The organism is Butyrivibrio sp. AE3003, assembly GCF_000686065.1.
Lineage (GTDB): Bacteria > Bacillota > Clostridia > Lachnospirales > Lachnospiraceae > Butyrivibrio > Butyrivibrio hungatei_A.
Genome location: NZ_JMLX01000001.1, coordinates 828267 through 852971 on the forward strand (window position 1 = coordinate 828267; position 24705 = coordinate 852971).

The 24705-nt window shown below is 42.2% G+C and carries 28 protein-coding genes; all 28 read left to right on the forward strand.

Annotation, left to right across the window (positions count from 1 at the left end; all coding sequences use genetic code 11):
• The first annotated feature begins 3 nt into the window (after positions 1-3).
• A complete protein-coding gene (locus CD00_RS0103995) occupies positions 4-930 on the forward strand; it encodes a MinD/ParA family protein (RefSeq protein ID WP_026654761.1) in 927 nt (308 codons plus the stop codon).
• A gap of 37 nt (positions 931-967) precedes the next feature.
• The gene (locus tag CD00_RS0104000) at positions 968-1690 is read left to right on the forward strand and encodes a flagellar brake protein (protein WP_026654762.1); all 723 of its coding nucleotides are present in this window, start codon (positions 968-970) and stop codon (positions 1688-1690) included.
• 2 nt (positions 1691-1692) lie between these two features.
• Positions 1693-2763, forward strand: a complete 1071-nt coding sequence (locus tag CD00_RS0104005) for a protein-glutamate methylesterase/protein-glutamine glutaminase (protein ID WP_081670603.1) — start codon at positions 1693-1695, stop codon at positions 2761-2763.
• A gap of 115 nt (positions 2764-2878) precedes the next feature.
• Complete coding sequence (locus CD00_RS0104010) at positions 2879-5005, forward strand: chemotaxis protein CheA (protein ID WP_026654764.1); 2127 nt, start codon at positions 2879-2881, stop codon at positions 5003-5005.
• A 38-nt stretch (positions 5006-5043) separates the two neighbouring features.
• Complete coding sequence (locus CD00_RS0104015; protein ID WP_026654765.1) at positions 5044-5547, forward strand: chemotaxis protein CheW; 504 nt, start codon at positions 5044-5046, stop codon at positions 5545-5547.
• 17 nt (positions 5548-5564) lie between these two features.
• Positions 5565-6200: a chemotaxis protein CheC gene (locus CD00_RS0104020; RefSeq protein ID WP_026654766.1), complete on the forward strand. Its 636-nt coding sequence runs from the start codon at positions 5565-5567 to the stop codon at positions 6198-6200.
• A gap of 10 nt (positions 6201-6210) precedes the next feature.
• A complete protein-coding gene (locus CD00_RS0104025; RefSeq protein WP_026654768.1) occupies positions 6211-6696 on the forward strand; it encodes a chemotaxis protein CheD in 486 nt (161 codons plus the stop codon).
• Positions 6693-7034 (forward strand): hypothetical protein, encoded by a 342-nt coding sequence (locus CD00_RS0104030; protein WP_026654769.1) that lies wholly within the window; start codon positions 6693-6695, stop codon positions 7032-7034. The genes CD00_RS0104025 and CD00_RS0104030 overlap by 4 nt, the downstream gene beginning before the upstream one ends.
• Before the next feature lie 26 nt (positions 7035-7060).
• A complete protein-coding gene (locus CD00_RS0104035; RefSeq protein ID WP_026654770.1) occupies positions 7061-7837 on the forward strand; it encodes a FliA/WhiG family RNA polymerase sigma factor in 777 nt (258 codons plus the stop codon).
• A gap of 30 nt (positions 7838-7867) precedes the next feature.
• Positions 7868-9445 (forward strand): DUF342 domain-containing protein, encoded by a 1578-nt coding sequence (locus tag CD00_RS0104040; RefSeq protein WP_026654771.1) that lies wholly within the window; start codon positions 7868-7870, stop codon positions 9443-9445.
• A gap of 15 nt (positions 9446-9460) precedes the next feature.
• The gene (locus tag CD00_RS0104045; RefSeq protein WP_026654772.1) at positions 9461-9730 is read left to right on the forward strand and encodes a hypothetical protein; all 270 of its coding nucleotides are present in this window, start codon (positions 9461-9463) and stop codon (positions 9728-9730) included.
• A 193-nt stretch (positions 9731-9923) separates the two neighbouring features.
• The gene (locus tag CD00_RS0104050; RefSeq protein ID WP_026654773.1) at positions 9924-10793 is read left to right on the forward strand and encodes a DUF6115 domain-containing protein; all 870 of its coding nucleotides are present in this window, start codon (positions 9924-9926) and stop codon (positions 10791-10793) included.
• A gap of 14 nt (positions 10794-10807) precedes the next feature.
• Positions 10808-11608, forward strand: coding sequence for a hypothetical protein (locus tag CD00_RS0104055; protein WP_026654774.1), 801 nt, complete (start codon positions 10808-10810; stop codon positions 11606-11608).
• A gap of 279 nt (positions 11609-11887) precedes the next feature.
• A complete protein-coding gene (gene rpsB / locus CD00_RS0104060; protein ID WP_026654775.1) occupies positions 11888-12643 on the forward strand; it encodes a 30S ribosomal protein S2 in 756 nt (251 codons plus the stop codon).
• Positions 12644-12726: 83 nt separating this feature from the next.
• Complete coding sequence (tsf, locus tag CD00_RS0104065) at positions 12727-13680, forward strand: translation elongation factor Ts (RefSeq protein WP_026654777.1); 954 nt, start codon at positions 12727-12729, stop codon at positions 13678-13680.
• Positions 13681-13863: 183 nt separating this feature from the next.
• Positions 13864-14607 carry a septum site-determining protein MinC gene (gene minC / locus CD00_RS17150; protein ID WP_051199086.1) on the forward strand — a complete coding sequence of 248 codons (744 nt, stop codon included), beginning with the start codon at positions 13864-13866 and terminating at the stop codon, positions 14605-14607.
• A 12-nt stretch (positions 14608-14619) separates the two neighbouring features.
• Entirely contained in the window at positions 14620-15399 is a 780-nt protein-coding gene (minD, locus tag CD00_RS0104075; RefSeq protein WP_026654778.1) for a septum site-determining protein MinD, read from the forward strand.
• A 15-nt stretch (positions 15400-15414) separates the two neighbouring features.
• Entirely contained in the window at positions 15415-15696 is a 282-nt protein-coding gene (gene minE / locus CD00_RS0104080; protein WP_026654779.1) for a cell division topological specificity factor MinE, read from the forward strand.
• Between the two features lie 127 nt (positions 15697-15823).
• A complete protein-coding gene (locus tag CD00_RS0104085; RefSeq protein ID WP_026654780.1) occupies positions 15824-16267 on the forward strand; it encodes a MarR family winged helix-turn-helix transcriptional regulator in 444 nt (147 codons plus the stop codon).
• Between the two features lie 121 nt (positions 16268-16388).
• A complete protein-coding gene (locus CD00_RS0104090) occupies positions 16389-16679 on the forward strand; it encodes a metal-sensing transcriptional repressor (RefSeq protein WP_081811827.1) in 291 nt (96 codons plus the stop codon).
• Positions 16680-16827: 148 nt separating this feature from the next.
• The gene (locus CD00_RS0104095; protein ID WP_242838912.1) at positions 16828-18645 is read left to right on the forward strand and encodes an NADH-quinone oxidoreductase subunit 5 family protein; all 1818 of its coding nucleotides are present in this window, start codon (positions 16828-16830) and stop codon (positions 18643-18645) included.
• A complete protein-coding gene (locus tag CD00_RS0104100) occupies positions 18645-19514 on the forward strand; it encodes a respiratory chain complex I subunit 1 family protein (RefSeq protein WP_026654783.1) in 870 nt (289 codons plus the stop codon). Before CD00_RS0104095 ends, CD00_RS0104100 begins: the two co-directional genes overlap by 1 nt.
• 16 nt (positions 19515-19530) lie before the next feature.
• On the forward strand, positions 19531-20199 hold the full coding sequence (locus tag CD00_RS21070) for an NADH-quinone oxidoreductase subunit B family protein (RefSeq protein WP_026654785.1): 669 nt from the start codon (positions 19531-19533) through the stop codon (positions 20197-20199).
• The gene (locus CD00_RS0104110) at positions 20196-20528 is read left to right on the forward strand and encodes an NADH-quinone oxidoreductase subunit C (RefSeq protein WP_026654786.1); all 333 of its coding nucleotides are present in this window, start codon (positions 20196-20198) and stop codon (positions 20526-20528) included. The genes CD00_RS21070 and CD00_RS0104110 overlap by 4 nt, the downstream gene beginning before the upstream one ends.
• Before the next feature lie 14 nt (positions 20529-20542).
• Complete coding sequence (locus CD00_RS0104115) at positions 20543-21622, forward strand: hydrogenase large subunit (protein ID WP_026654787.1); 1080 nt, start codon at positions 20543-20545, stop codon at positions 21620-21622.
• 37 nt (positions 21623-21659) lie between these two features.
• The gene (locus tag CD00_RS19730) at positions 21660-22127 is read left to right on the forward strand and encodes a 4Fe-4S dicluster domain-containing protein (RefSeq protein WP_026654788.1); all 468 of its coding nucleotides are present in this window, start codon (positions 21660-21662) and stop codon (positions 22125-22127) included.
• 6 nt (positions 22128-22133) lie between these two features.
• Positions 22134-24482, forward strand: coding sequence for a carbamoyltransferase HypF (gene hypF, locus CD00_RS0104125; RefSeq protein WP_034461957.1), 2349 nt, complete (start codon positions 22134-22136; stop codon positions 24480-24482).
• A 3-nt stretch (positions 24483-24485) separates the two neighbouring features.
• Entirely contained in the window at positions 24486-24704 is a 219-nt protein-coding gene (locus CD00_RS0104130; protein WP_026654790.1) for a HypC/HybG/HupF family hydrogenase formation chaperone, read from the forward strand.
• Position 24705 lies beyond the last annotated feature (1 nt).

Below are 24705 nucleotides of genomic sequence, written 5' to 3' on the forward strand. Positions count from 1 at the left end.
TATATGGATCAGGCGCAACAGCTTAGAAATATTATTAAAAATTCAAATAAGCCGCAGCGTCCGCTTGCTAGAATTATCACCGTTACAAGCGGAAAAGGCGGTGTTGGTAAGTCAAATGTTTCCATAAATCTGGCGGTTCAGTTCAGGAAGATGGGCAAAAGAGTCATTATTCTGGACGCCGATTTCGGACTTGCAAATATAGAGATAATGTTTGGAACTGTGCCAAAGCACAATTTATGCGATCTTATCTATCAGGGTAAGAATATTAAGGACATCATTACCTGGGGACCTGAGGGTGTCGGATTTATCTCCGGCGGATCGGGAATTTCGGGTATGTATAACTTAAGCAGAGATTATCTTGTATATATTATTGTTAATCTTGCCGAACTTGATGCAATTGCTGATATAATAATAATAGATACGGGAGCGGGAATATCGAGCGCGGTAATGGAGTTTCTTGTGGCAAGCGGTGAGATCATACTTGTTACAACACCGGAACCTACATCGATTACCGATTCGTATTCACTTCTTAAGGCACTGAACCAGTCTCCGCGTTTTTCGAGGGAGAACACTAAGGTAAAAGTTGTTTCGAACAGAGTTTCATCAAGTGATGAAGGTCAGCAGCTGTTTAATAAGTTAAACGCGGTTGTGGCCAGATATCTGAAACTTCCTTTATCTTACATGGGAGCAATCCCGCAGGATCAGTATCTTGCCAGAAGTGTAATGCAACAATCACCGGTTTCATTGCAGTATCCGAATGCCAAGTCGGTTAAGGCGTTTGAGAGTATTGCGAATCAGCTTATGAATCCGGGAAGTCAGGAAGAAGTAAAGCAGAGAGGAATGGCGGCTTTCTTTTCACATATTATTACGGGAAGAAAGCTTAGCAGCAGGGAGACAGCACAGGGACAAAGCATAACTTCAGAAAACTAAGTCGTTAATTATTGGCGGATTGGAGACAAGGTATTATATGCTCACTGATTATATTTCACCCGGGATAAGAGTGGAACTTAAGGCAGCCGGTAAAGTCTGGATGGATGAGGATACGCGAACGAGACACATCTATATGAGCAAAGTTATGGATGTGACTTCGGATGATAGGATTGAAGTCCTCATGCCGTTTGAAAAAGGCAAACTTGTTCTACTGCCCGTTGACGGAGAATATAGCTTGTGTTTCTACAGTACCAAGGGATTGTTTCAATGTTATTCCAGGATTGTAGACAGGTACAGAAGCGACAATATGTATATACTTGTGCTCGATCTTTCCAGCGAGCTTCAACGACTACAAAGACGAGAGTATTACAGGTTCAGCTGTGCTCTTGAATTAAAATCCCGAACCTGCACAAAAGGAGAGCTGGAAGCCTTTGAAAAGAACAGAAAATATCTCGTCGACAAGACAAAACCGCTCCAAAGGAGCGTTATAGTTGACATAAGCGGAGGCGGGCTACGGTTTGTGGCTAACTTCCAATACGAGGAGGGCAGTACAATTTACTGCTCGTATCGTTTACCGAGGGGGGCAAATGATAGAGAATTTGAGATGATTTGCAGCATATTAAAGGTACAAGAGTTAGAAAGTAGACCGGGTTTATTTGAACATCGTATCCAATACGTGTATATCGACGAACCTTCCAGAGAAGATATTATCCACTTCATCTTTGAGGAAGAACGAAAAATAAGAAAGAAGCAAACATAATTATGAAAAAAATTTTGATAATTGATGATTCTGCACTTATGAGAACAGTTCTTAGTGATATTATTAACTCAGATTCAAGATTCCAGGTAGCTGACAAGGCTAAAGACGGAATTGAGGGATTGGAGCTTTTAAAGCAGAATACTTATGATGCTGTCGTACTTGATATTAATATGCCGAGAATGGACGGTATCACAATGCTTAAAGAACTTCATAAGAACGGAATAAAAGCCAAGATAATGATGGCCAGCACCGATACTAAGGAAGGTGCAAAAGTAACAATGGATGCGCTTGATCTGGGTGCGCTTGATTTCGTGCACAAGCCGGACAGAGCGTCTGAGTGTAAGGGCGAAGAGTTTTGTAAGCTTTTCCTGAATACACTTGCAGCTGTTGCAAACAGTAAAGCACCGGGTTCAACAAAAGCCTTTTCATTTGATGAAGTTAAGGAATCACGTAAAGTTGTTGAACTGGTCACAAAATCCGCGAGCAAGATCACGGGAAACAGAATCGTTGCAATAGCAAGTTCAACGGGCGGCCCAAGGGCGTTACAGTCTGTAATACCAAGGCTTCCCAAAAACCTCAAAACCCCTGTAGTTATAGTTCAGCACATGCCGGAAGGCTTTACAGCATCACTTGCTGAAAGGCTTGATTCTCTGAGTGAGGTCCGTGTTAAGGAAGCCGCAGAAGGCGATATATTGGCACCGGGAACGGTATATATATCAAGGGGCGGCAAACACATGCATATCGTTAAGAATGCAGGAAAAAGTGTTATCCACTATATGGATGGACCGACCAGAGAAGGCGTAAGACCTTGTGCAAATTTCATGTATGAATCACTTGTTGATTCTGATTACGATGAGATCTGCTGCGTAGTAATGACCGGAATGGGCGCCGATGGAACTGAGGGAATCAAGAATCTGAAATCTAGGAAAAAAGTACATGTAATCGGCCAGGACGAAAGCACCTGCACCGTTTACGGAATGCCCAAATCAGTAGCAACAGCTGGACTTGTCGATCAGGTTGTAAAACTTGATGACATCGCCCAGGAAATAATAATGAGTGTTGGTGTTAATTGAGGGTTTTACTTTTAATCTTTCATATCTGACGATCCATATCCCCTCCATTAACTACCGATGAAAACAAACACAATTTGCATGACTAAACAATTTTTCTTATGGAGGTAGATTGATTATGGATGTTTCTCAGTATCTAAGTGTCTTTCTTGATGAAGCAAAGGAGCACCTTCAGTCTTTAAACGACAACATCATGGTTCTTGAGCAAGATCCTGAAAATGAGGATTGTATCAATGAAATTTTCAGATCCGCTCACTCAATGAAAGGTATGGCCGGAACAATGGGCTATACCAGAATGCAGAATCTTACTCATGACATGGAGGATGTTTTCTCCGATGTCAGAGCCGGTAAGATCAAGATCAAATCAGAGATGATCGATGTGCTTCTTCAGTGTCTTGACGCTATTCAGGGATATGTTGACAACATTACCGAGAATCAGGACGAAGGTACTGAAGAACACCAGAATATCATTAAAGCGCTCGCCGATATCAGATCGGGTAATACAGGAGCAGAAGCTGCAGCTTCCGATGGAGTAGCTGAGGCTTCGGAGTCTGCAGAAAGTGCAGCTCCTGCAGTTGAACCCGGTGCAGATCCCGCGAGTGACTACAGAGCTATCAAGCTTGATTCTTCCGCAAGAACTACTTTGGAAGAAGCTAAATCTCAGGGAAAGAATGTTTTCGGTGTTACCGTACATATTCAGGAATCCTGTATTCTTAAGGCAGCCAGAGGTTTCCTTGTATTTAAGGGAATCGAAGAGATCGGTGAAATTGTTGTTTCCGAGCCTAATACACAGGATATAGAAGATGAGAAATTTGATTTCTCATTCAGCCTTGTAATAATCACAGATGAGTCAAAAGAGAAGGTCATGGAAATAGTTAAGTCTGTTTCCGAAGTGGCAGGATGCGAATGTGGAGAATTCGACCTCGATGCAGAAAAAGCTGCAGCAGAGGAAACTCCCGAGCCTGCACCCGCAGCTGCAGCAGCACCGGCAGCCGTTCCCACACAGGGAGCAGCACCTGCGCCCGCACCTGCAGCAGGAAAGGCACCCGCAGCAGGACCTGCAGGCGGCAAGAAGCCTTTAGGCAAGCCTGTCGTAAACAGAACAGTCCGTGTTGATATCGAGAAACTGGATGTTCTTATGAACCTTGTCTCTGAGCTTATCATTGCAAAGAACTCACTTATTTCCGCAGCTAATACTTCAGGTGTCAGCAACGGAAACGTTAATGAGCAGATTGAATATCTTGAGAGTGTTACCACAAATCTTCATGAATCAGTCATGAAAGTTCGAATGGTTCCTATCGAGAGTGTTCTTCAGAAGTTCCCTCGTATGATCAGAGATCTTAACAAGACTCTCGGCAAGAAGATGGAACTGACAATGACCGGTGAAGATACAGAAATGGACAGAACCGTGGTTGATGAGATCGGTGATCCTTTGATGCACCTTATCAGAAACAGTGCCGACCACGGAATTGAAGCAGCCGATATCCGTGCCCAGAGAGGCAAGCCGGAAGTAGGACAGATTTTCCTTCACGCTTTCCAGGACGGTAACAGCGTTGTTATCGAGGTTGGCGATGACGGTAACGGAATAGATGCGGAAGCTGTTAAGAACAAAGCTATCGAGAAAGGAATAGTTACTCCCGAGCAGGCAGCTCTTTTGACAGAGAAGCAGTGCGTAGAGCTCTTATTCCATCCCGGATTCTCAACAGCAAAGCAGGTTTCTGAAATTTCAGGACGTGGTGTAGGACTTGACGTTGTTAAATCCAAAGTTGAATCTCTTTCCGGTGAGGTATCCGTTAATACCAAGCTTGGAGCAGGATCCACCTGGATCATCAGACTTCCTCTTACACTTGCTATTATTCAGGCTCTCATGGTTATTGTCGGAGATGAGAAGTATGCAATACCTCTTGATTCAATCCAGAGTATTGAAGATGTATCTCCTTCAGACCTTAAACTTGTAGAGAATAAAGAAGTTATAAATCTTCGTGGAAGCGTAACACCTATCGTAAGACTCAATGAAGTGCTTGATACAGAGTCAAGTAAATCACCCGACGACGATATGGTAGTTGTTATCGCAAGAAAAGGAGACCAGCAGATCGGACTTGTTATCGACGAACTTATGGGACAGCAGGAAATCGTTATCAAGCCTTTGGGTAAATACACAAATAAGTGCAAGCTTATAAGCGGAGCTACTATCCTTGGTGATGGTGAGATCGCACTTATTCTTGATACCAATTCAATTTTCTGATGGTAACATTTTTTTAGCGAAGAAAGGATGAGCCGAATATGAATGAGATAAAAGAAGTTAAAGAAAAAGCCGATAAAGGCGAACTTATTCAGTATATAGTTATAAAGATTGATGATGAGCAGTATGGCATCAACATCAAATTTATAGACAACATTGTAAGAATGCAGCAGATTACGAGAGTGCCAAAGGTAGACGCATTCCTTAAGGGAGTTATCAATATCCGAGGCGAGATTGTTCCTGTTATGAGTGTAAGAATGAAGATGGGACTTTCCGAAGACGTGATCACAGGCGCTTCAAGAATAATCATCTTAAAGACTGAGGCAGGTGATCTTGTAGGTATAATCGTGGATCAGGTTAATCAGGTTCTTACACTTAATGAAAAAGACATTGAGAAAGTCCGTTACGACGATAAGAAAGGACAGTCAAAAGTTTCTTTTGTCAGCGGCGTAGGCCATTACGACGGCGGACTGGTTTCAATACTCGATCTCGATGCGGTTGTGTCTGAGAAAGAATCAAAAGAAAAAGCGTCTAACGCAAGTTAATTCGGAGGATTTATTTTATGGCAGACATGAGTTTGGATAATTTATCCGACAAGTATTTTGACGTGCTGAAGGAACTTGGTAATATCGGTGCCGGGAATGCAACTACAGCGCTTGCTCAGATGATCGGAACAAAGGTTGATATGTGTGTTCCGCAGGTACGACTTCTGGACTTCAAAGATGTCGGAGACCTCATGGGCGGAGCTGAGAAGATAATGGCAGGTATTTATCTTGCTGTTGACGGCGATATCGACGGAAGCATCATGTTCCTCTTGGGCAAACAGGCAGCCAGACATTTGGTCGATCAGCTTATGGGTACAGGCCCCAAGCCTGAAGATCAGGATTTTGATGAAGTTGAGATGTCAGCCCTTAAAGAAGTCGGTAATATCATTACCGGTTCGTATCTCAATTCACTTTCCATGATGACAAACCTAAAACTCATTCCATCTATTCCATATGTTGCCATTGATATGGCTGCGGCGATACTTAGTGTTCCCGCGATCCAGTTTGGAATGATGGGTGACAAAATCCTTCTTATTGAGACACAGTTCTTTGATGAACTTAAGTTGAGCGGTTATTTTATTCTTTTACCTGATATTGATGGATACCGTAAAATTCTCTCTTCTTTAGGCATGGGAGACGTTTCAGATTCGTGAAGGGGCTAATATGAGTCAAATAATTAAGGTTGGAATGGCCGATCTGAATATTTGTGTCAGCCCCGACGGAATTACAACTTTGGGGCTTGGGTCCTGCGTTGGAATTGCTATAAGGGATCCTGTTACCAAGATTGGTGGGCTGGCTCATGTAATGTTGCCGGATTCAACTGAGATTAGGAACAATTCGAATATACCTAAATTTGCCGATACAGGAATTGAAGAACTTGTCAGGCTCATAATTGCCAAAGGCGGTAATAAATCACGTCTTGTGGCAAAGATTGCCGGCGGCGCGCAGATGTTTGCTTTTCAGTCAAACAATGCCACGATGCGTGTCGGTGACAGAAATGTTGCGGCATCACTAAAAAAATTAAAGGAGCTTAATATTCCTGTACTTGCTCAGGATACCGGTGATTCGTACGGACGGACAGTTATTTTTTATCCCGAAAACGGAAACTATATTATCAGAGCTGTAGGAAAGCCTGAAAAAATCATATGAATACCGATTTAGATGAACTGAAGAAAATTAATACCAAACTAATAACTCCCCTGATAGTGCTTTCAGCAACGGCTGTTGTTTCAGTGTTTACGTTCTTTAAGCACTATCCGGCGGGTGAGTGGATTTTTATTGTATTTGTTTCGGTAGTTATATTTTTGGTGATCGGACTTATCACGGAGAAGATGATCGCAAAGTTTTTAGATATTAACTACGAGAAAGCTTTGGCCGAAAAACTTGAAGCTGAGAGACTCGAGGAAGAGGCAAGAGCAGCAATGGAGGCAGAAAGTAGTGCCGGGGAAGATGTCGATAATATGGAAGTACACGACATTCCTCAGTAAAAAAATAGAACCGGGGAAACTTACACATGGATGATGCAGCTAGAAATAAATTATGGACAGAATATGGTAATACCAAATCCGGTGAACTCAGAGAGCAGCTCATATTAGAGTATGCTCCTCTTGTCAAGCTTGTAGCCGGAAGACTTAGCATGTATCTTGGATTTAATGTCGAATATGACGATCTTGTAGGATATGGCATTTTCGGACTCATAGATGCCATTGATAAGTTTGATCTCATGAAAGACGTTAAGTTTGAAACTTATGCCAGTCTGAGGATCAGAGGAGCAATCCTTGATCAGATCCGCAAGATGGACTGGATTCCCAGAACTATAAGACAGAGACAGAAGAAGATTGAGACTGCCATCAGAGAGATTGAAAAAGAGAGCGGTCATATTGCTACAGATGCCGAAATAGCGGCAAAAATGGATATTACTGAAGATGAATACCAGAACTGGCAGAACCAGATGAAGGTTACGGGGGTTGTTTCCTTAAATGAGTTCATGGATCAGGGCGCGGATATTGCCGATGATGCAAGCAATGCTACCGGTTCAGGTTTCACAAAGCCTGAGGAGGCTATAGAAAAGGAGGAACTTAAAAAGATGTTGGCCGAATCCTTGGAACATCTTACAGACAAGGAGAAAAAGGTCATACTCTTTTACTATTATGAGGAGCTTACATTAAAGGAGATAAGTGAGGTTCTGGAGGTTTCAGAGTCGAGAGTGTCACAGCTTCACACAAAGGCGCTGCAGAAGATGCGCGAAAAGCTGGGAGACTATCTAGGTATTATTACAAACTCAAGATAGTAGGAAATTTATTTATGGAAGAGGATTTGTATGAACGGATATTTTCAACTCGTAAACACACCGCAGGGAACCGGTATCAGAATTTACGCCCCAACCGATGGAGGTAAGCCGCTAAACGTTAATGACGTTCGTGAGTACTTGGACGAAAGAAAAATTCAATACGATGTAATCAAGCTAAATGATGCTGTGACCAAGTCTGACGCTAACGTCTACATTTTTACCGAAACGCAGGTACATCCTGAACGAGAAGGGGTAAAGTTTGATGTTTCCAAGGATAAAATGACTGTCACGGCATTTTTCTATCCGCCGACAGAAGGCGCGCAGCTTATGACGGAGAATGAGTTCAGAAGCTCGATCGCGTACAGAAAGATCACTTATGGAATTCAGGACGAAAACATAAAAGCATTTTTTGAACATAGAGAGTACTGTAAGGAAATACTTATAGCTCAGGGAAAAGAAGTTGTTCAGGGTAAGAATGCATACGTTGAGTATCACTTTAATACCAACTTAAGAGCACGTCCCACACTTAAAGAGGATGGAAGTGTGGACTATTTCCATCTTAACCTGATCAATAATATAAATGAAGGCGATCTTCTCGCTACACTTCATAAGGAGATTCCGGGGGTTCCGGGGATCAATGTTTTTGGAGAGAATATAAAGCCTGCTGTTGTTAAGCCTTCTCATATCAGAGCGGGTAAGAATACCATTCTTTCGGAAGATAAGCTTACACTTAAGGCAGGAAAGTCCGGTCACGTAACTTTGAGCGAAGGTAAAGTTGTTGTTTCCGATGTATTGCAGCTTGAGAATGTTGATGTTGCCACAGGTAACATTGATTATGAAGGAAGTGTTGAGGTAAACGGTGTTGTTGCAACCAACTTTAGCGTAAAGGCAGGCGGAAACATCATTGTCAGAGGTATTGTTGAAGGAGCCGTTCTTGATGCCGGCGCCGATATAATCCTTGAATGCGGAGCAAAAGCCGGTGGAAATATTAAGGCCGGTGGCAATATAGTCACAAGATTTATTGAGAATGCCAATGTGAGCGCAAGGGGATGCATCACAAGTGAATGCATACTCCACTCAAACGTTTCCTCGGGAACAGAGGTAAACGTAACCGGACGAAGAGGCTTTATCGCCGGAGGAAGAGTTAGTGCTGCAGACAAGATTCAGGCTAAGGTTCTCGGATCTGAGATGGGGGCAAATACCATCATAGAAGTTGGGGCAGATCCGCAGCTTAAGCAAAGACTCAAAGAGCTTCAGAAAGAAATGACCGAAGCACAGAAGAGCATAGAGAGCATAAAACCTACTATCGAAGGCTTTACCAAGATGCTAAAGGCGGGAGTAAAGTTTAGCCCTCAGCAGGTCGAAAGTGCAAAGAAACTTATAGAGTTAAACAAGACCCTTACGGAACAGATTCAGGATGACTCGGAGGAATATGCAAATCTTATGGAAAGACTTGCGGAAGCAAAGGAAGCCGAGGTTGTGGTTGAGGGAACCGCATATCCCGGAACTACCGTTAATATCGGTGAGTTGTCCATGATCGTAAAGAAACCTGTTCAGTACAGCAAGTTTGTTGTCAGGGAAGGAGATGTAAGATTAGCACCTATCTAAACGGAGGAGAGAACCATGTCAATAAACAGAATTGACTTTGGCGTGATCGCTGCTTCTAATGAGGTTTCCGCGGTGAAGGCGTCGGAGGATGCAAGACCCATGATGGACAGGCAGAACTTTCAGACTCAGTTTAACGAAGAAGTTGATAACCAGCGCAATTCGGTTATTCAAAAGGATGACGTTAGCGGAGCCAAAGTTTCTGCGGATGCCGGCGAGAAAGGCGGTAATGAATACGCGGGGGACGGCGGAAAAAAACAGAAAAAAGAAGCAGGACGAAAAGAATGAGAATAATCCCATTTTAGAAAGACAGCTATCAGTTGAGAAAATGGAAAAAATTTCGGAGCACATGCTCGACCGAAATGGAAAGCCTGTAGATCTTGGTATTTCTCACGGTTTTGATTTGAAGATTTAACATTTCTATATTATAATGGTGGAAACGGGCACGGTGCCTGAATTTTTTAGTAAAATAGGCGGATAAATGATTAGTATTACAGAGATTGTTCTCATCGTTGTCGGATTCGCGGCAATAATATTGGGTTACCTTCTTCCTGCGGGAAAGGAACTTGACGAGGAAGATAAGATGCTCATGGAGAGAGAAATCCGTGAGCTTGTTCGTCGTGAAGTTGAAGATCAGAGAGAAAATATTGAAAATATGGTAGACGATACCGTAGATCTTTCTTTGGACAGAACAGAGAGAGCAATGGAACGTATATCAAACGAAAAACTTTCCGCTATCGGAGAATATTCCGATACTGTGATCAACGATATACACAAGAATCATGATGAAGTAATGTTCATGTATGACATGCTTAACGATAAGCATAAGAACCTCACTTCCGTGGTTTCCGAAGTAACTAAGAAAGCCGATGAGGCCAAGAAAGTTGTAAAAGAGGTAGAGGAGAAGATCATTACTCCCGCTCCGTCAGATGAAATCATACCTGTTACACCGGTTGCATCTGCCGCTCCTTCTGCAGCTGTTGAAAAAGAGCCTGTCATGGAACTTGAAAAGATCACAGCTAAAGTTATAACTCCCGAAGAAGCTATTGGGCTTCATGTTGTAGGAAACACTTCTACCGATGAAGAGGAAGTTAAGCCTATACAGGATCAACAGCCGAATGCCAAAGTTGTTCCCATTACTGAAGCTGTGAGAGTTGAAGCTAAGAGCACCAATCCCGATAAGAACATGAAAGAACTCACAGCAGCCGATCCGATCTCGCAGAACAGACAGATCATTGAGATGCATAAGGCCGGAAAATCAAATATGGTTATTGCAAGAGAACTTGGTCTGGGTATCGGAGAAGTTAAGCTTGTGATAGATCTTTCCAACAAGCACAGAAAAGTTAAGTGAGGAATACTCTATAAATGAAACTAAAATATTACCTTAGGGGGATTGGTCTTGGCGTTGTACTTACAGCTATAATCATGGGCTTTGCACTTGGAGCCAGAAATGCACCGGTCAGTGATGCCGAGGTGATCGAGAAAGCAAAAGATCTCGGAATGGTTGAAGGCGGTGTTCTTTCGGATTATTCCGGTGAAGACGCAAGTACCGGCGAGGCGGTAAAAGAGGAACCAGATAATTCAGCTCCGGCAGATAAAGTTACGGATACTGCAAAGGGAGTCGACGCAGGCCCCTCATTACCTGACACATCTGCAAGCGATTCAGCTGCCGGAGGTGCGGATATTGAAAAGCCTGAGACTTCTGCCGGCATAGGCACGGGCACAGGCACATCTACTGTTGCTAACGGTATAAGCGGAGCTGTCGAAAAAGCTTCATCCGCAGGCAATTCTGTAAGTGCCAAGAATGCTGACAAGAATAAAGACAAGGATAAGGAAAAAGAAAAGCCTGTCGTAGAAAAGAAAAAAGAAGAAGTTCAGGAAGAGCCTGAAGAAGTAGAGGAAGAACCCGCTGAGGAACCTGAAGACAATTCAGGTGAGAGCACATCGAGTCCTTCTCCTGCAAATCCGGTGCAGGTCACTATTCCGGGAGGTTCATCGTCCGATAAAGTAGCTAAGATCTTACATGATGCGGGACTCGTGGATGATGCCATTCAGTTTAACAAATTCCTTATTGAGAAAGGCTGGGACAGAAAGATACATTCCGGAACCAAATCAATAAGTCAGGGAGCTTCATATGAAGAAATAGCGAAAGCTATCACACAATGACCTTGTATTAAATAATTTTAGCTTTAAAGCTGTGAAAATAACTTATTTTCACAGCTTTTTTTACTTGAAATATGTTTTTCCTTGTGATATAGTTAAAAAGCTGTGTTCATAGGTGTGTTTATGCCTATTTCACGGTAAAACAAATAATCACGTACATTTAATTCTCTTTCCGGTGTCGGTCATACCGATCAGAAGAGAGCTCTGTATATCGGAAGACGCGCTGATATATCATATGAGCCAAGGATGTGCGGAAGATTCTAACCAAATGGAGGTAATATCATGAGCGTTGTATCAATGAAACAGTTACTTGAAGCAGGTGTTCACTTCGGACATCAGACAAGAAGATGGAACCCTAAAATGGCTCCTTACATCTTCACAGAGAGAAACGGAATCCACATCATCGACCTTCAGAAGTCAGTTATCAAGGTTGACGAGGCTTACAAGGCAGTATTCGAGATTGCACAGCAGGGTGGAACAATCCTTTTCGTAGGAACAAAGAAGCAGGCGCAGGACGCTGTTAAGTCAGAGGCTGAGCGTTGCGGAATGTACTACATCAACGAGAGATGGCTCGGTGGAATGCTTACAAACTTCAAGACAATCCAGAGCAGAATCGCTAGAATGAAGACTATCGAGAAGATGCAGGAAGACGGAACATTCGAAGTTCTTCCCAAGAAGGAAGTTGCTCAGCTTAAGAAGGAACTTTCCAAGCTTCAGGCTAACCTTGGCGGAATCAGAGATATGAAGAGAATCCCTGATGCTATTTTCGTAGTAGATCCTAAGAAGGAAAGAATCTGCATTCAGGAGGCTGAGTCTCTTGGAATTACTCTTATCGGTATCGCTGATACAAACTGCGATCCTGAAGAGCTTGACTTCATCATCCCCGGAAACGATGACGCTATCAGAGCAGTAAAGCTTATCGTTGGTAAGATGGCAGACGCTGTTATCGAAGCTAACCAGGGTGCTGAGGCTGATGTTGCAGCTGAGTTCGTTGCAGAGGCAGCTGAGGATATCGAAGAAGTTGCAGACGCAGAGTAATATAGATTGATAATTTGGAACTAAATTGGTGCAGCCAATCATTATATGGTTGGCTGCTATTATAAAAACGGAGGAAAATACACATGGCTATCACAGCAGCAATGGTTAAAGAATTGCGTGAGTCTACCGGTGCAGGAATGATGGAATGCAAGAAGGCTCTTACAGAAACTAACGGAGATATGGATGCAGCAGTAGAATTCCTTAGAAAGAACGGAATCATGAAGGCTGAGAAGAAGGCTAGCAGAATCGCTGCAGAAGGTCTTACAAGAGTTGTTCTTAAGGACGACCAGACAGCAGCAGTTGTTGAAGTTAACTCAGAGACAGACTTCGTTGCTCAGAACGACAAGTTCCAGAGCTTTGTTGAGGCAGTTGCTCAGCAGGCAGTTAATTCAGATGCCAAGGATCTTGATTCATTCATGGCTGAGAAGTGGAACCTTGATGAGTCTAAGACAGTTAACGATGCACTTGTTGAGATCACAGCAGTTATCAGTGAGAAGCTCAGCATCAGACGTTTCGAGAAGGTTGTTGCTTCTAACGGTATCGTAGTTCCTTACGTACACGGAAACGGAAGAATTTCTGTTGTAGTTGAGGCTGAGACAGATGTTGTTAACGATAACATCAAGGAGGCAGTTAAGAACGTAGCTATGCAGGTTGCAGCTCTTAATCCCAAGTATGTTGCAACTGAGGACGTTTCACAGGAATACAGAGATCACGAGAAGGAGATCCTTCTTGCTCAGGCTATGAAGGAGAACGAGGAGCTTCCTGAAGGAAAGAGAAAGCCTCAGGAGATCATCGAGAAGATGCTTATCGGACGTCTCAACAAAGAGCTTAAGGAAATCTGCCTTAACGAGCAGGTATTCGTAAAGGCTGAGGATGGAAAGCAGACAGTTGGTCAGTACATCGCTAAGGTTGCTAAAGACAATAACGCTAATCTTTCTATCAAGAGATTCGTACGTTTCGAGACAGGTGAAGGAATCGAGAAGAAGAACGAGAACTTCGCTGAGGAAGTTGCTAAGCAGGCTGCCGGTCTCAACTAATAATATTAGATTATTAATGAGCTTCGGATTTCCGGAGCTCATTTTTTCTTAAATGTGTAATAATTAAGCTATTTTTAGCCACCAAACCTTTGGCATAAATGGGCTTTGATATCTTTAATTTTTTACAAAAATAGCCTATACTGTTGTAGTATAGATTTTTATAAAGGTTGGGTGAATTAAACATTGAGTCAGTTAGTTACAATTAAGGGTACAAGATCTGGCATCATTCTTGTTTTGGATCCCGAGGTCGATTTTTCAACGCTTATCACGGAAGTTGGCGAGAAATTCAAGGAAGCATCTTCGTTTCTCGGAAAGAATAACATGGGCCTTATCATAAGAGGCAGAAAGCTTTCCGAATCGGAAGAAGATGAAGTTCTAAAGAGTATCAAAGATAATTCAATGCTTACAATTACATGTATTATCGACGAAGAGTCAGATATTCAGAGAAAATTTGAAGATGTCGCAGCTTCAAACGATAATGTTGTTCTTGAGATCAATACGAACAAGAAGTCGGATGCTACAGTAAAAGTGGATCAGAACAGTGCAATTATTTATAAGGGCAGTTTGAGATCCGGTCAGGATATTTCCTGCGAACAGAGTATTGTTATTTTAGGAGACGTTAAGCCGGGAGCTAACGTAATCTCCTATGGAAGCATATTTATCTTGGGAGAACTGCGAGGCAATGCATTTGCCGGTGCAGGCGGAGATAAAGATGCTGTAGTAATGGCACTTAGTCTCAACCCATTACAGGTCAGGATCGCGGATTCTATCGCAATATCTCCTGAATCTGAAAAAAGTGCCAAACTCAAATTGGGGAGAAAGAAACCTTCTACGGTAGAAAGTGAGCCTGAAGTTGCATATATCGAAAACGGGCACATCGTAAAAAGTGTTTACGGTTCTTCTTTTTTGAGACAATTTAATATGTAAACGGAGGAAACTATGGGAGAAGTTATAGTTATAACATCGGGAAAAGGTGGAGTAGGTAAAACTACGAGTTCCGCAAATATCGGAACAGGCCTTGCAAAGCTGAACAAGAAGGTTGTTCTTATTGATACAGATATAGGACTTCGAAATCTTGATGTTGTTTTGGGACTTGAGAACAGGATTGTCTACAACCTGGTTGATGTTATTGAAGGTAACTGCAAGATTAAGCAGGCGCTTATCAGAGATAAGAGATATGAGAATCTCTTTCTTTTGCCCGCTGCACAGACTAAGGACAAGACAAGCGTTACTCCTGAGCAAATGAAGAAGCTTACAGATGAACTTAAGCAGGATTACGATTATATTATTTTGGATTGTCCTGCAGGTATTGAACAGGGATTCAAGAACGCTATTGCCGGCGCTGACAGAGCACTTGTTGTTACAACACCTGAGGTATCGGCTGTTCGTGACGCCGACAGAATCATCGGGCTTCTTGAAGCAAACGAGATTAAAAAGACTCATCTCATAGTAAACAGACTTCGCCCTGATATGGTCAAGAGAGGTGATATGATGTCATCAGATGACGTTATAGATATCCTTGCTATCGAGCTTATAGGTCAGGTTCCGGATGATGAGAGTATTGTTGTTGCGACTAATAACGGTGAACCTCTTGTAGGTGACAATTCACTTGCAGGCCAGGCATACATGAACATTTGTCGCAGAATTACAGGCGAACAGGTTCCATTTCTTGACCTTGAAGCCAAGAGAGGACTTTTTTCTTGGTTTAAGAAAAAGTGATAAGGGGGCAAAGTTATGAAAATCACTGATTTTTTCAAAAAGAAATCTTCAAGTGATATAGCCAAGGATAGACTGAAGCTTGTTTTGGTTTCAGACAGAGCATCATGCTCACCTGAGCTTATGCAAAAAATCAGAAGCGATATCATAGAAGTGCTTTCGAAATATGCTGAGATAGATATGGAAGGAATTGACATCAATATTACAAGTCTGGATGCTGAAGATAACGGTGGAAAATCAGCACCGGCTCTTTATGCTAATATTCCTATCAAAAATATGAATCATAATTCAAAGCTTTGATCGGCATTGCAACCCGTGAATTTCCCAAAAGGATTTTCGCGGGTTTTTGTTTTTTGCAAACACATAATCTCTATTGTGATATAATGATATATGATTAAATAGGATAAAATTGTTTTTGGAGACGCTTATGAATTGTAATAATGAAAAATATGATTCTTTAAAACTTGGTAATCAGTTATGTTTCCCATTATATGCATGTTCAAAAGAGATTATCAGAAAGTACAAGCCTTTTCTTGATGAGCTTGATCTTACATACACCCAGTATATTACCATGATGGTCATGTGGGAAAAGAAGAGTGTTAATGTAAAAATGCTTGGAGAGTGTCTGTTTCTTGATTCGGGTACACTTACGCCTGTTCTAAAAAAGCTTGAGAGTAAGGGGTATATTACACGTGAGAGATCTGAAAAAGATGAGAGAAATCTTGTAGTTTCAATTACCGATTCCGGTATGAAATTAAGGGATAAAGCTGTCACGATTCCTTCTAAGGTAGGAAGCTGTGTTAAGCTTACGGAAGAAGAAGCCAAAGTCCTTTACAATCTTTTACATAAGATTATCAGTAATGTTAGATAATCTTTATTGTATTTTTCCCTAGAAGGAATATAATATATTTTGTTAAAAAATATATGTAGATTTATTTTTTTGTCCTATATAAGTTAAAAAAATAACAATGCATATATTTATTGGAGGTTTTATGAGTTCTCATACCCATAAACATCATCATGATCCTGAGAAGATGAAGGCTATTGTTAACAGACTTTCCAAGGCTATCGGACACCTTGAGTCGGTTAAAAGAATGGTTGAGGATGACAGGGATTGCACTGAAGTACTCGTACAATTGGCAGCTGTACGTTCAGCAATAAACGGGGCAGGCAAGGAAATACTTAAAGAACATATAAGTCATTGCATAGTCCATGCTGTTTCAGATGGTGATGAAGAGGCTATCGTTGAGTTAAATGATGCTATCGAGAAATTTATGAAGTAATGAGTTACTCGTGAGTATGTATGTGAAAGGGGCGAACACCTTGGCAAATCTTTTGAATTTAGTTTATTTTCTTATTTTATTTCCCTTTTGTATGGCAATTATAATATCTATTTTTAAGCATGCCAGTTTGTTTAGAAGCCTTCTTATTATGGCAGGTGGCTTTGCAATCATGGGTGTGGCTATTTATGTTGCCGTCAATGTTCTAATGTACGGTGATACATCTCAATTTGTATACTTGGAACATCCGGAAATTCCCGAAAAGGTAATTCTTTGTGGGGAAGTCTTTTTAATGGGACTTGTATGTTTTCTCAGTATTAAGTACAAAAAGTATTATGCAATTATTTTCTCGCTTGTCGGAACTATCCCCGTACTTTGGATGGATTTGACACACAAGGCGGTTGAAGGAAATACTTGCCTCAGAATCGATACATTTGCTGCCGTAATGTATTTGATCGTTGGTTTCGTAGGTATTCTTATCTGTATCTACGCATCAGGTTATATGAAGGATTATCACCATCATCACACAGATGTTGAAGACCGTTCCGGATATTTCCTTGCGCTTATGTTTGTATTCCTTGGCGCAATGTTCGGACTTATTTCTTCAGATAATCTTGGATTTATCTATTTCTTCTGGGAGATCACAAGTGTATGTTCATTCCTTATGATCGGATACACAAGAACAGAAGAAGCTGTAAATAACTCATTCAGAGCTCTCTGGATGAATCTTTTGGGTGGATGCGGATTCGCGGCAGGACTCATGTATTGCAATATGGTTCTCGGCATCTCGAATCTTAGTGAGATCACACCCGGTGTTTCTACTACAATTATTGTTCCGGTAACTTTATTTGCATTTGCCGCTCTTACAAAGAGTGCGCAGTTCCCATTCTCAAGATGGCTTTTGGGAGCGATGGTTGCACCTACACCTTCAAGTGCACTTTTGCACTCTGCAACGATGGTTAAGATCGGTGTATACATGCTTATCAGACTTGCGCCCGTAATGTTCGGAACTCTTACGGGAGTTATGATCACCGTTATCGGTGGATTTACTTTCTTTGCGGCATCACTTCTTGCGATTACAGTAAGCGACGGCAAGAAGGTGCTTGCTTATTCGACAATTTCTAACCTCGGTCTTATTACCGCATGTGCGGGAACAGGAACAACCGAAGGTGTTTGGGCTGCAGTTATGCTCGTTCTGTTCCATGCGGTTTCAAAGTCACTTTTGTTCCAGACAGTGGGAGATATTGAGAACTGTATGGGAAGCCGTGACATTGAGGATATGCATGGACTTATAATCAAACTTCCCAGACTTGCATTTATCATGATAATCGGTATTTGCGGAATGTTCATGGCACCGTTTGGAATGCTTGTTTCAAAGTGGGCTGCTCTTAAATCATTCGTAGATTCCGGTTCTGTTTGGCTTGTTCTTTTCCTTGTTTTCGGATCGGGAAGTACGCTTTTCTACTGGGCAAAGTGGCTCGGTAAGATCTGTGCGGTTATTCATCAGTCATTTGAACTTGAAGATATAACTCCGAGAAGTGAGATGGTATCTATTTTCCCTCTTACTACAATGATAGTTATCATGTGCTTTGCATTCCCCTGGATGTCAGGAAACATGATACAGCCTATTCTTGATGAGGCTTATCACACAAATATCCCTGACGTTATCGGCGGAAGCGATGTTATCATCATGATGATAATGGTTGCGATGGTATTTATGATCCCTATCGGTTCCAGAATAATGTCCATCGGTAAGAACAGTAAGATGACAATGTCTTACGTTGCCGGTGTAAATGCAGGAGATGACAGACATTATATCGATTCTTTCGGTAAAGAGAGAGCTCTTTATATGTCTAACTGGTACATGGATGAGGTCTTTGGTGAAAAGAAATTCTTAAAGCCTTGTATCTATGTTGCGACTGTTCTGGTTGCCGTTATGCTTATTGTTGCTGTCGGAGGTGCTATCTGATGAATATTTATATGATCATAAGAGTTTTATTATATATTCTTTTGGCACCTGTTTTAGGTGGTCTGCTTTCGGGAATCGACAGAGTTTTCTCGGCTCGTATGCAGGGAAGACAGGGTCCCCCTCTGTTTCAGCCTTTCTATGATGTGTCCAAGCTGATGAGTAAGCAGACAACCGTTGTTAACAGTATTCAGGTGTTGTTTGTTACAAGTTATCTTGTATTTACCATATTTACAGGTGCGTTGTTTTTTGCCGGCGGAGATATGCTCTTAGTATTCTTTGCGCTTTCTATGTCAGAAGTAGTTATGGTTCTTGCAGCTTTTTCAACAAACGGACCATACAGTATAATGGGCGCACAACGTGAGCTTTTGCAGATGATGTGCTATGAGCCTATGACACTTCTTGTTGCTATCGGATTCTATTATGCAAACGGAAGCTTCATGGTTGATGAACTTGCGAAAGCAGATATTCCGGCTATTGCGCAGATTCCCGGCTTCTTTATAGGCTTTGTCTTTGTGCTTTTGATAAAGCTCAGAAAATCACCTTTTGACCTTAGTACTTCACATCATATGCATCAGGAGATGGTAAAGGGCCTTACAACGGATCTTTCCGGAGGAAACCTTGCGCTTGTCGAGATCGCAGAGTGGTATGATGTGGTACTTATGATGGGTATTGTGGGAATGTTCTTTGTTACTTCTGCACCTATCAGTATTCTTGGAGCTGTTATCGCATGTGCTGTTGTATTTTTCCTGGAAACACTTATCGACAACCTGTTCCCCAGAGTTAAGTACATGACAATGCTCAAGGTTACCTGGTCGGTTATATTGATTTTTGCAGGTACAAATTTGCTTATTCTTAATGTGTTGAAATAAGAAGAGGGAATGATATATGAAAATATCTAAATCACCATGGGTGTTACATTATGACGGATCCAGCTGTAACGGCTGTGATATAGAAGTTTTGGCTACGATGACTCCTCTTTATGACGTGGAGAGATTCGGAATTATTAATACAGGTAATCCCAAGCATGCAGATGTACTTTTGCTTACGGGAGGAATGAATGCGCAGACGGCACCTGTTGTAAGACAGCTTTACAACATGATGCCCGATCCAAAGGTTGTTGTTGCGTGCGGAATCTGTGCATGTGACGGCGGAATCTTCAAGGAGTGCTACAACATTTTGGGTGGCGCCGACAAGATCGTTCCGGTTGACGTTTATGTTCCCGGATGCGCGGTAAGACCGGAAGCTCTTATTCAGGGCGTTGTTAAGGCGGTTGGAATCCTTGAAGAAAAGAAGAACAAGTTAAAACAGTCAATGAAGGCCGGATATTGTACTGTAGACTACAGCAAGATGGCTGTTCATATGACTGAGGAAGATTATAATCCTGCAGATCAGTATGATGCTGTTCTTACGGAAGAGGCACTAAGAGAACAGGCGGAAGAGAAGATCAAAGCTTCTGCAAAGCCTGCTCCCAAGCCTGTGGTACCTGCTGCAGCCGCTACTCCGGCACCCGCTGCAAATGCGGCAAATACTGAGAAAGGAGACAAAAAACAATGAATACCGAGTTTGTAAATGTTAATCCCGAGAATGTCATTGACGAGTCTCAGAAGCTTAAATTTGCAGGATATCATCTTATGCAACAGTGCGCTACAAGAGTTCCGGATGCTTTTGAACTTATTTATACATTCGGAAAAGATCTTGAAGTTAAGCAGCTTAAGATAACTCTTCCCGAAGAGAATGAGATTTCCAGTATCACAAGTATTTTCCCTTGTGCATTCATCTATGAGAATGAGATGCACGATCTCTTCGGAGTAAAGATCAAGATGATAAATATTGACTATGAAGGAAAACTCTATCGCACAGCTATAGAGACACCGTTTAAATAATTGGAGGAACTGTAATGTCTAACAGAAGTGTAATCCCATTCGGACCTCAACATCCGGTTCTTCCGGAGCCTATTCACTTAGATCTTGTTATGGAAGATGAGAAGGTGGTTGAGGCTATTCCTTCAATCGGATTCATCCACAGAGGTTTGGAGAAGCTGGTTGATAAAAAAGATTTTAATGAAATGGTATATGTTGCAGAGCGTATCTGCGGTATCTGTTCTTTGGGACACGGTCTTGGTTACTCCGAGGCTGTTGAGCATATCATGGATATTGAGGTACCTGCAAGAGCCAGATATATGAGAACTATCTGGTCTGAGCTTAGCAGAATTCATTCACATCTTCTCTGGCTCGGACTTTTGGCAGATGCTTTCGGATTTGAGAGTCTTTATATGGACTGCTGGAGACTCAGAGAGGAAGCTCTTGATATGTTTGAAGAGTCTACGGGCGGACGTGTAATCTTCTCGGTTATGAAGATTGGCGGAATCAGAAGAGATGTCACAGACGATCAGCTCAAAGATTTTGACAACAGAATTTCCAAGATGGAAGAAGATCTTAAGGCTATCGCAAGACCTTTCCTTGAGGATGCTGCCGTACAGACAAGACTTAAGGGAGTCGGTGTTCTCAGCGCAGAGCAGGCAGATGCTCTCGGATGCACCGGACCTTTCCTAAGAGCAAGCGGAATTGTAAGAGATATAAGATCTACCGGATACTGTGCTTACGGAGATGTCAACTTTGAGCCTATCGTAAGCAGTGAAGGTGATTCATATGCTCGTACATATTGCCGTATACAGGAGATTTTCCAGGCATTTGATATTATTCACCAGCTTATTGCAAAGATGCCTGACGGACCTATCGAGGCGCCTGTTAAGGGAATGCCAAACGGCGAGTATATGATGAGAATCGAGCAGCCAAGAGGCGAAGCTCTTTACTACGTTAAGGCAAACGGAACCAAGTTCATTGATAGAATGAGAGTTCGAACACCTACTTTTGCAAACCTTTCAGGTCTCGTAGAGATCCTTAAAGGCTGCGATCTTGCTGATGTTCCGATTCTTGTACTTACGATCGATCCTTGTATCAGTTGTACAGAGAGATGATCGCACTTCGTGAACACAGCACAGATAGGAGATTGAAATGGCATTTGTTAGTTTTAAAAATACAATTATAAAAAACCTTTTTTCAAAGCCATATACCAGAAAAACCGAGAAAGAGTTTCCGGAAGGAACAAGAGGTCATGTCGAGAATGATATGGATCTTTGTATCCTTTGCGGTCTTTGTTCCATAAAGTGCCCGACTCATGCCATCACGGTTGATAAGGTAGAAAAGACTTGGAATATCAGACCTATGAGCTGTATTCAGTGCAGATGCTGCGTTGACAGCTGCCCTAAGAAATCTCTTTCTATGGGAACAAGATTCCAGGAGCCCGGCAGTGAGAAGGTTGTAAAATCATTTAAGCAGTCTGAGAAGGCTATTGCCGCTCAGGAAGCTCTTATGAAGGCTGCAAAAGAAAGAGCTGCTGCCGCAGCCAAGGCAAAGGCTGAGAAGGAAGCTCAGGAGAAAGCGGCACAGGAAAATACTGCTGAGAAAAAAGAAGACAAATAATAAATAATGATACTTTTGATCAAAGTAAAAGGGGCGGTACAAGGCGTTGGCTATCGCCCCTTTATTGCACAAAAAGCAACTGAATACGGATTGAAAGGCTATGTTAAAAACATAGGAGCAGCTGTAGAAATTCTTGCGGCGGGAGATGAAGATAGGCTAAGGGCATTTTCTTGTCTCTTAAAGAAGGAATATCCTGCGGGTGCTTTTATTTTAGATGTTGAAATATCGGAAGCTAAGGATGAGTCTGTAGAGTTCGAAGAGTTTTCAATTGTTGAAAGCGCGGATGTTGATCTTTCCTCGGAACTTCCTGTTTTTCTGCCGGATATAGGGATATGCGACGATTGTCTTTCCGAGATGCTTGATGAGAGTAACGTCAGATACGGATATCCTTTGATAAGCTGTGCATCGTGCGGCCCAAGGATCAGTATAGCGGATGCGCTTCCTTACGACAGGGACAATACCGCGATGAAGCCTTTTAAGATGTGTCCTGTCTGTGCGAGCGACTACAAAGTAGGAAGACGAAGACACGCACAGACTGTATCGTGCTTTGAGTGCGGACCTCAGTTTGTTCTTGAGTATAAAGAAAACGGAGATGCATTTACTGAGGATAAAAGCGCTTCTGTTTCTAAAGCAATTAAGCTTCTTCGAAACGGCAAAATTTTGGGCTTAAAAGGAGTTTCGGGTTATCAGCTTGTCTGTGTACCCAAAGAAGATGTTGCGGCAAAATTACGGGAAATAAAGGGGCGTGAGCGCAAGCCTTTTGCAATCATGTTCAGTGAGGCTGAGAAAGTAAGAGAGTATTGCAAAATAACTCCTTTTGAAGAGCAGATCCTGAAGTCATCCGCAAGGCCTATTGTTCTTCTTGATAAGATAAAGGATTTTCCAAAGAAAGTATGCGGAGACAGCGATTACATAGGGGCGTTTCTTCCTTCTGCCGGAATTCACAGGCTTTTGTGTGATGCGCTCGGACCTCTTATCGTTACTAGCGCGAACATATCGGGCGATGCGATGGTGACAGATGACGCGGAATTCGATAAAGTCTTCTTTAGGCGCGATATGGTTGAAGGTGGTAATGAAGATTACAAAAATCACTGTGTTGACGGCGTTCTTAGACATGAGCGAAGAATAAACATGGCACAGGACGATTCTGTGGTATTTGTTCATAAGAATCTTTCGGATAAACTCACTTCGAATGAAGAATGCTGGGATAATGCAAAAAAGATGTTGTTTATAAGGCGCGCAAGAGGATACGTACCCCTTCCGCTTATATTACAGAATACATCGGGATGTTATAAGACTGTTCTTGCACTTGGAGGAGATTTAAAGAGCACTTTTTCTTTTGCCAAAAAAGACAGAGTGATAACATCGCAGTATATCGGTGATCTTGAGGACTTGGGATGCCTTGAGAACTTTAAGAAATATATAAAAAAATATATAGCTCTTTATCATATAAAGCCGGATATGATCGTCTGCGACCTTCATCCGGGATATCATTCCGCGCAATATGGCAAGAACCTAGCGGATGAAATGGGATTGCCGCTCTATGAAGTTCAGCACCATTACGCACATGCACTTTCCGTGATGGCTGAGAATTCGCTTGAGAGCTGTATCGGTGTTTCTTTTGACGGAACGGGATATGGAACTGACGGAAAAATCTGGGGCGGAGAGTTTTTGCTTTGCAAGAACACAGAATTTGTAAGGGCAGGGCATCTTTCGTATGTGAAACTATGCGGAGGTGACAAGGCTTCCGTTAATGCGGAGCTCGTTAAGTCGTGCTATGAATACGGCAATAATGAAGGAGCTGGGATAGATCCGCTTATAAAGGCAGCTCTTTTAAATAATATAAATACATTTGAGAGCTCGAGTACGGGCAGGCTTTTTGACGGTGTCTGCACGCTTCTTGAGATAAAAGAACAAAATTCGTATGAAGGTGAATGTGCGATACTTCTTGAAAATGCCGCGAGAAGGGGCATGAATTTGAATAAGCCCTGTATTTCATTTAAGATAGATAGGGCGGGTGATATGCTTATTGCGAATCAGCTCAAACTTTTTGATGATATAAAAAAGGCGTATAACAGCGGCAAATATGAAAAAGAAGCCATCGCATATGCTTTTCACGAGGCACTTGCAGGGGCTGTCGTCAAAATGTGCCGTCTTATCAGAGACGAGCATAAAGAAAATAATGTATGTCTGTCAGGAGGCGTTTTTGCGAACAGGATATTGCTTGAAAAGGCTGTGAGCGCGCTTTCGGAAGACGGTTTTAGTGTATATATAAATGAGTTTGTGCCTGCGGGAGATGCGGGAATATCGCTCGGGCAGGCGTATTATGGTTTATTATCGCAGAAAGAGGTGTAAAAAATGTGTGTTGCGATACCCGGAAGAGTTATAAGTATGGACGGCACAAAGGCTACCGTTGATTTTAGCGGGAATATTGTTGTTGCCGATGCGGGACTTGTTGATACGAAAGTTGGCGACAGAGTTCTTGTCCATGCGGGATGTATCATTCAGACAATGAGTGATGAACTTGCGGATGAAGTTGAAAGTCTTATGAAAGAAATTGAGGATTTAAGTAACTGAC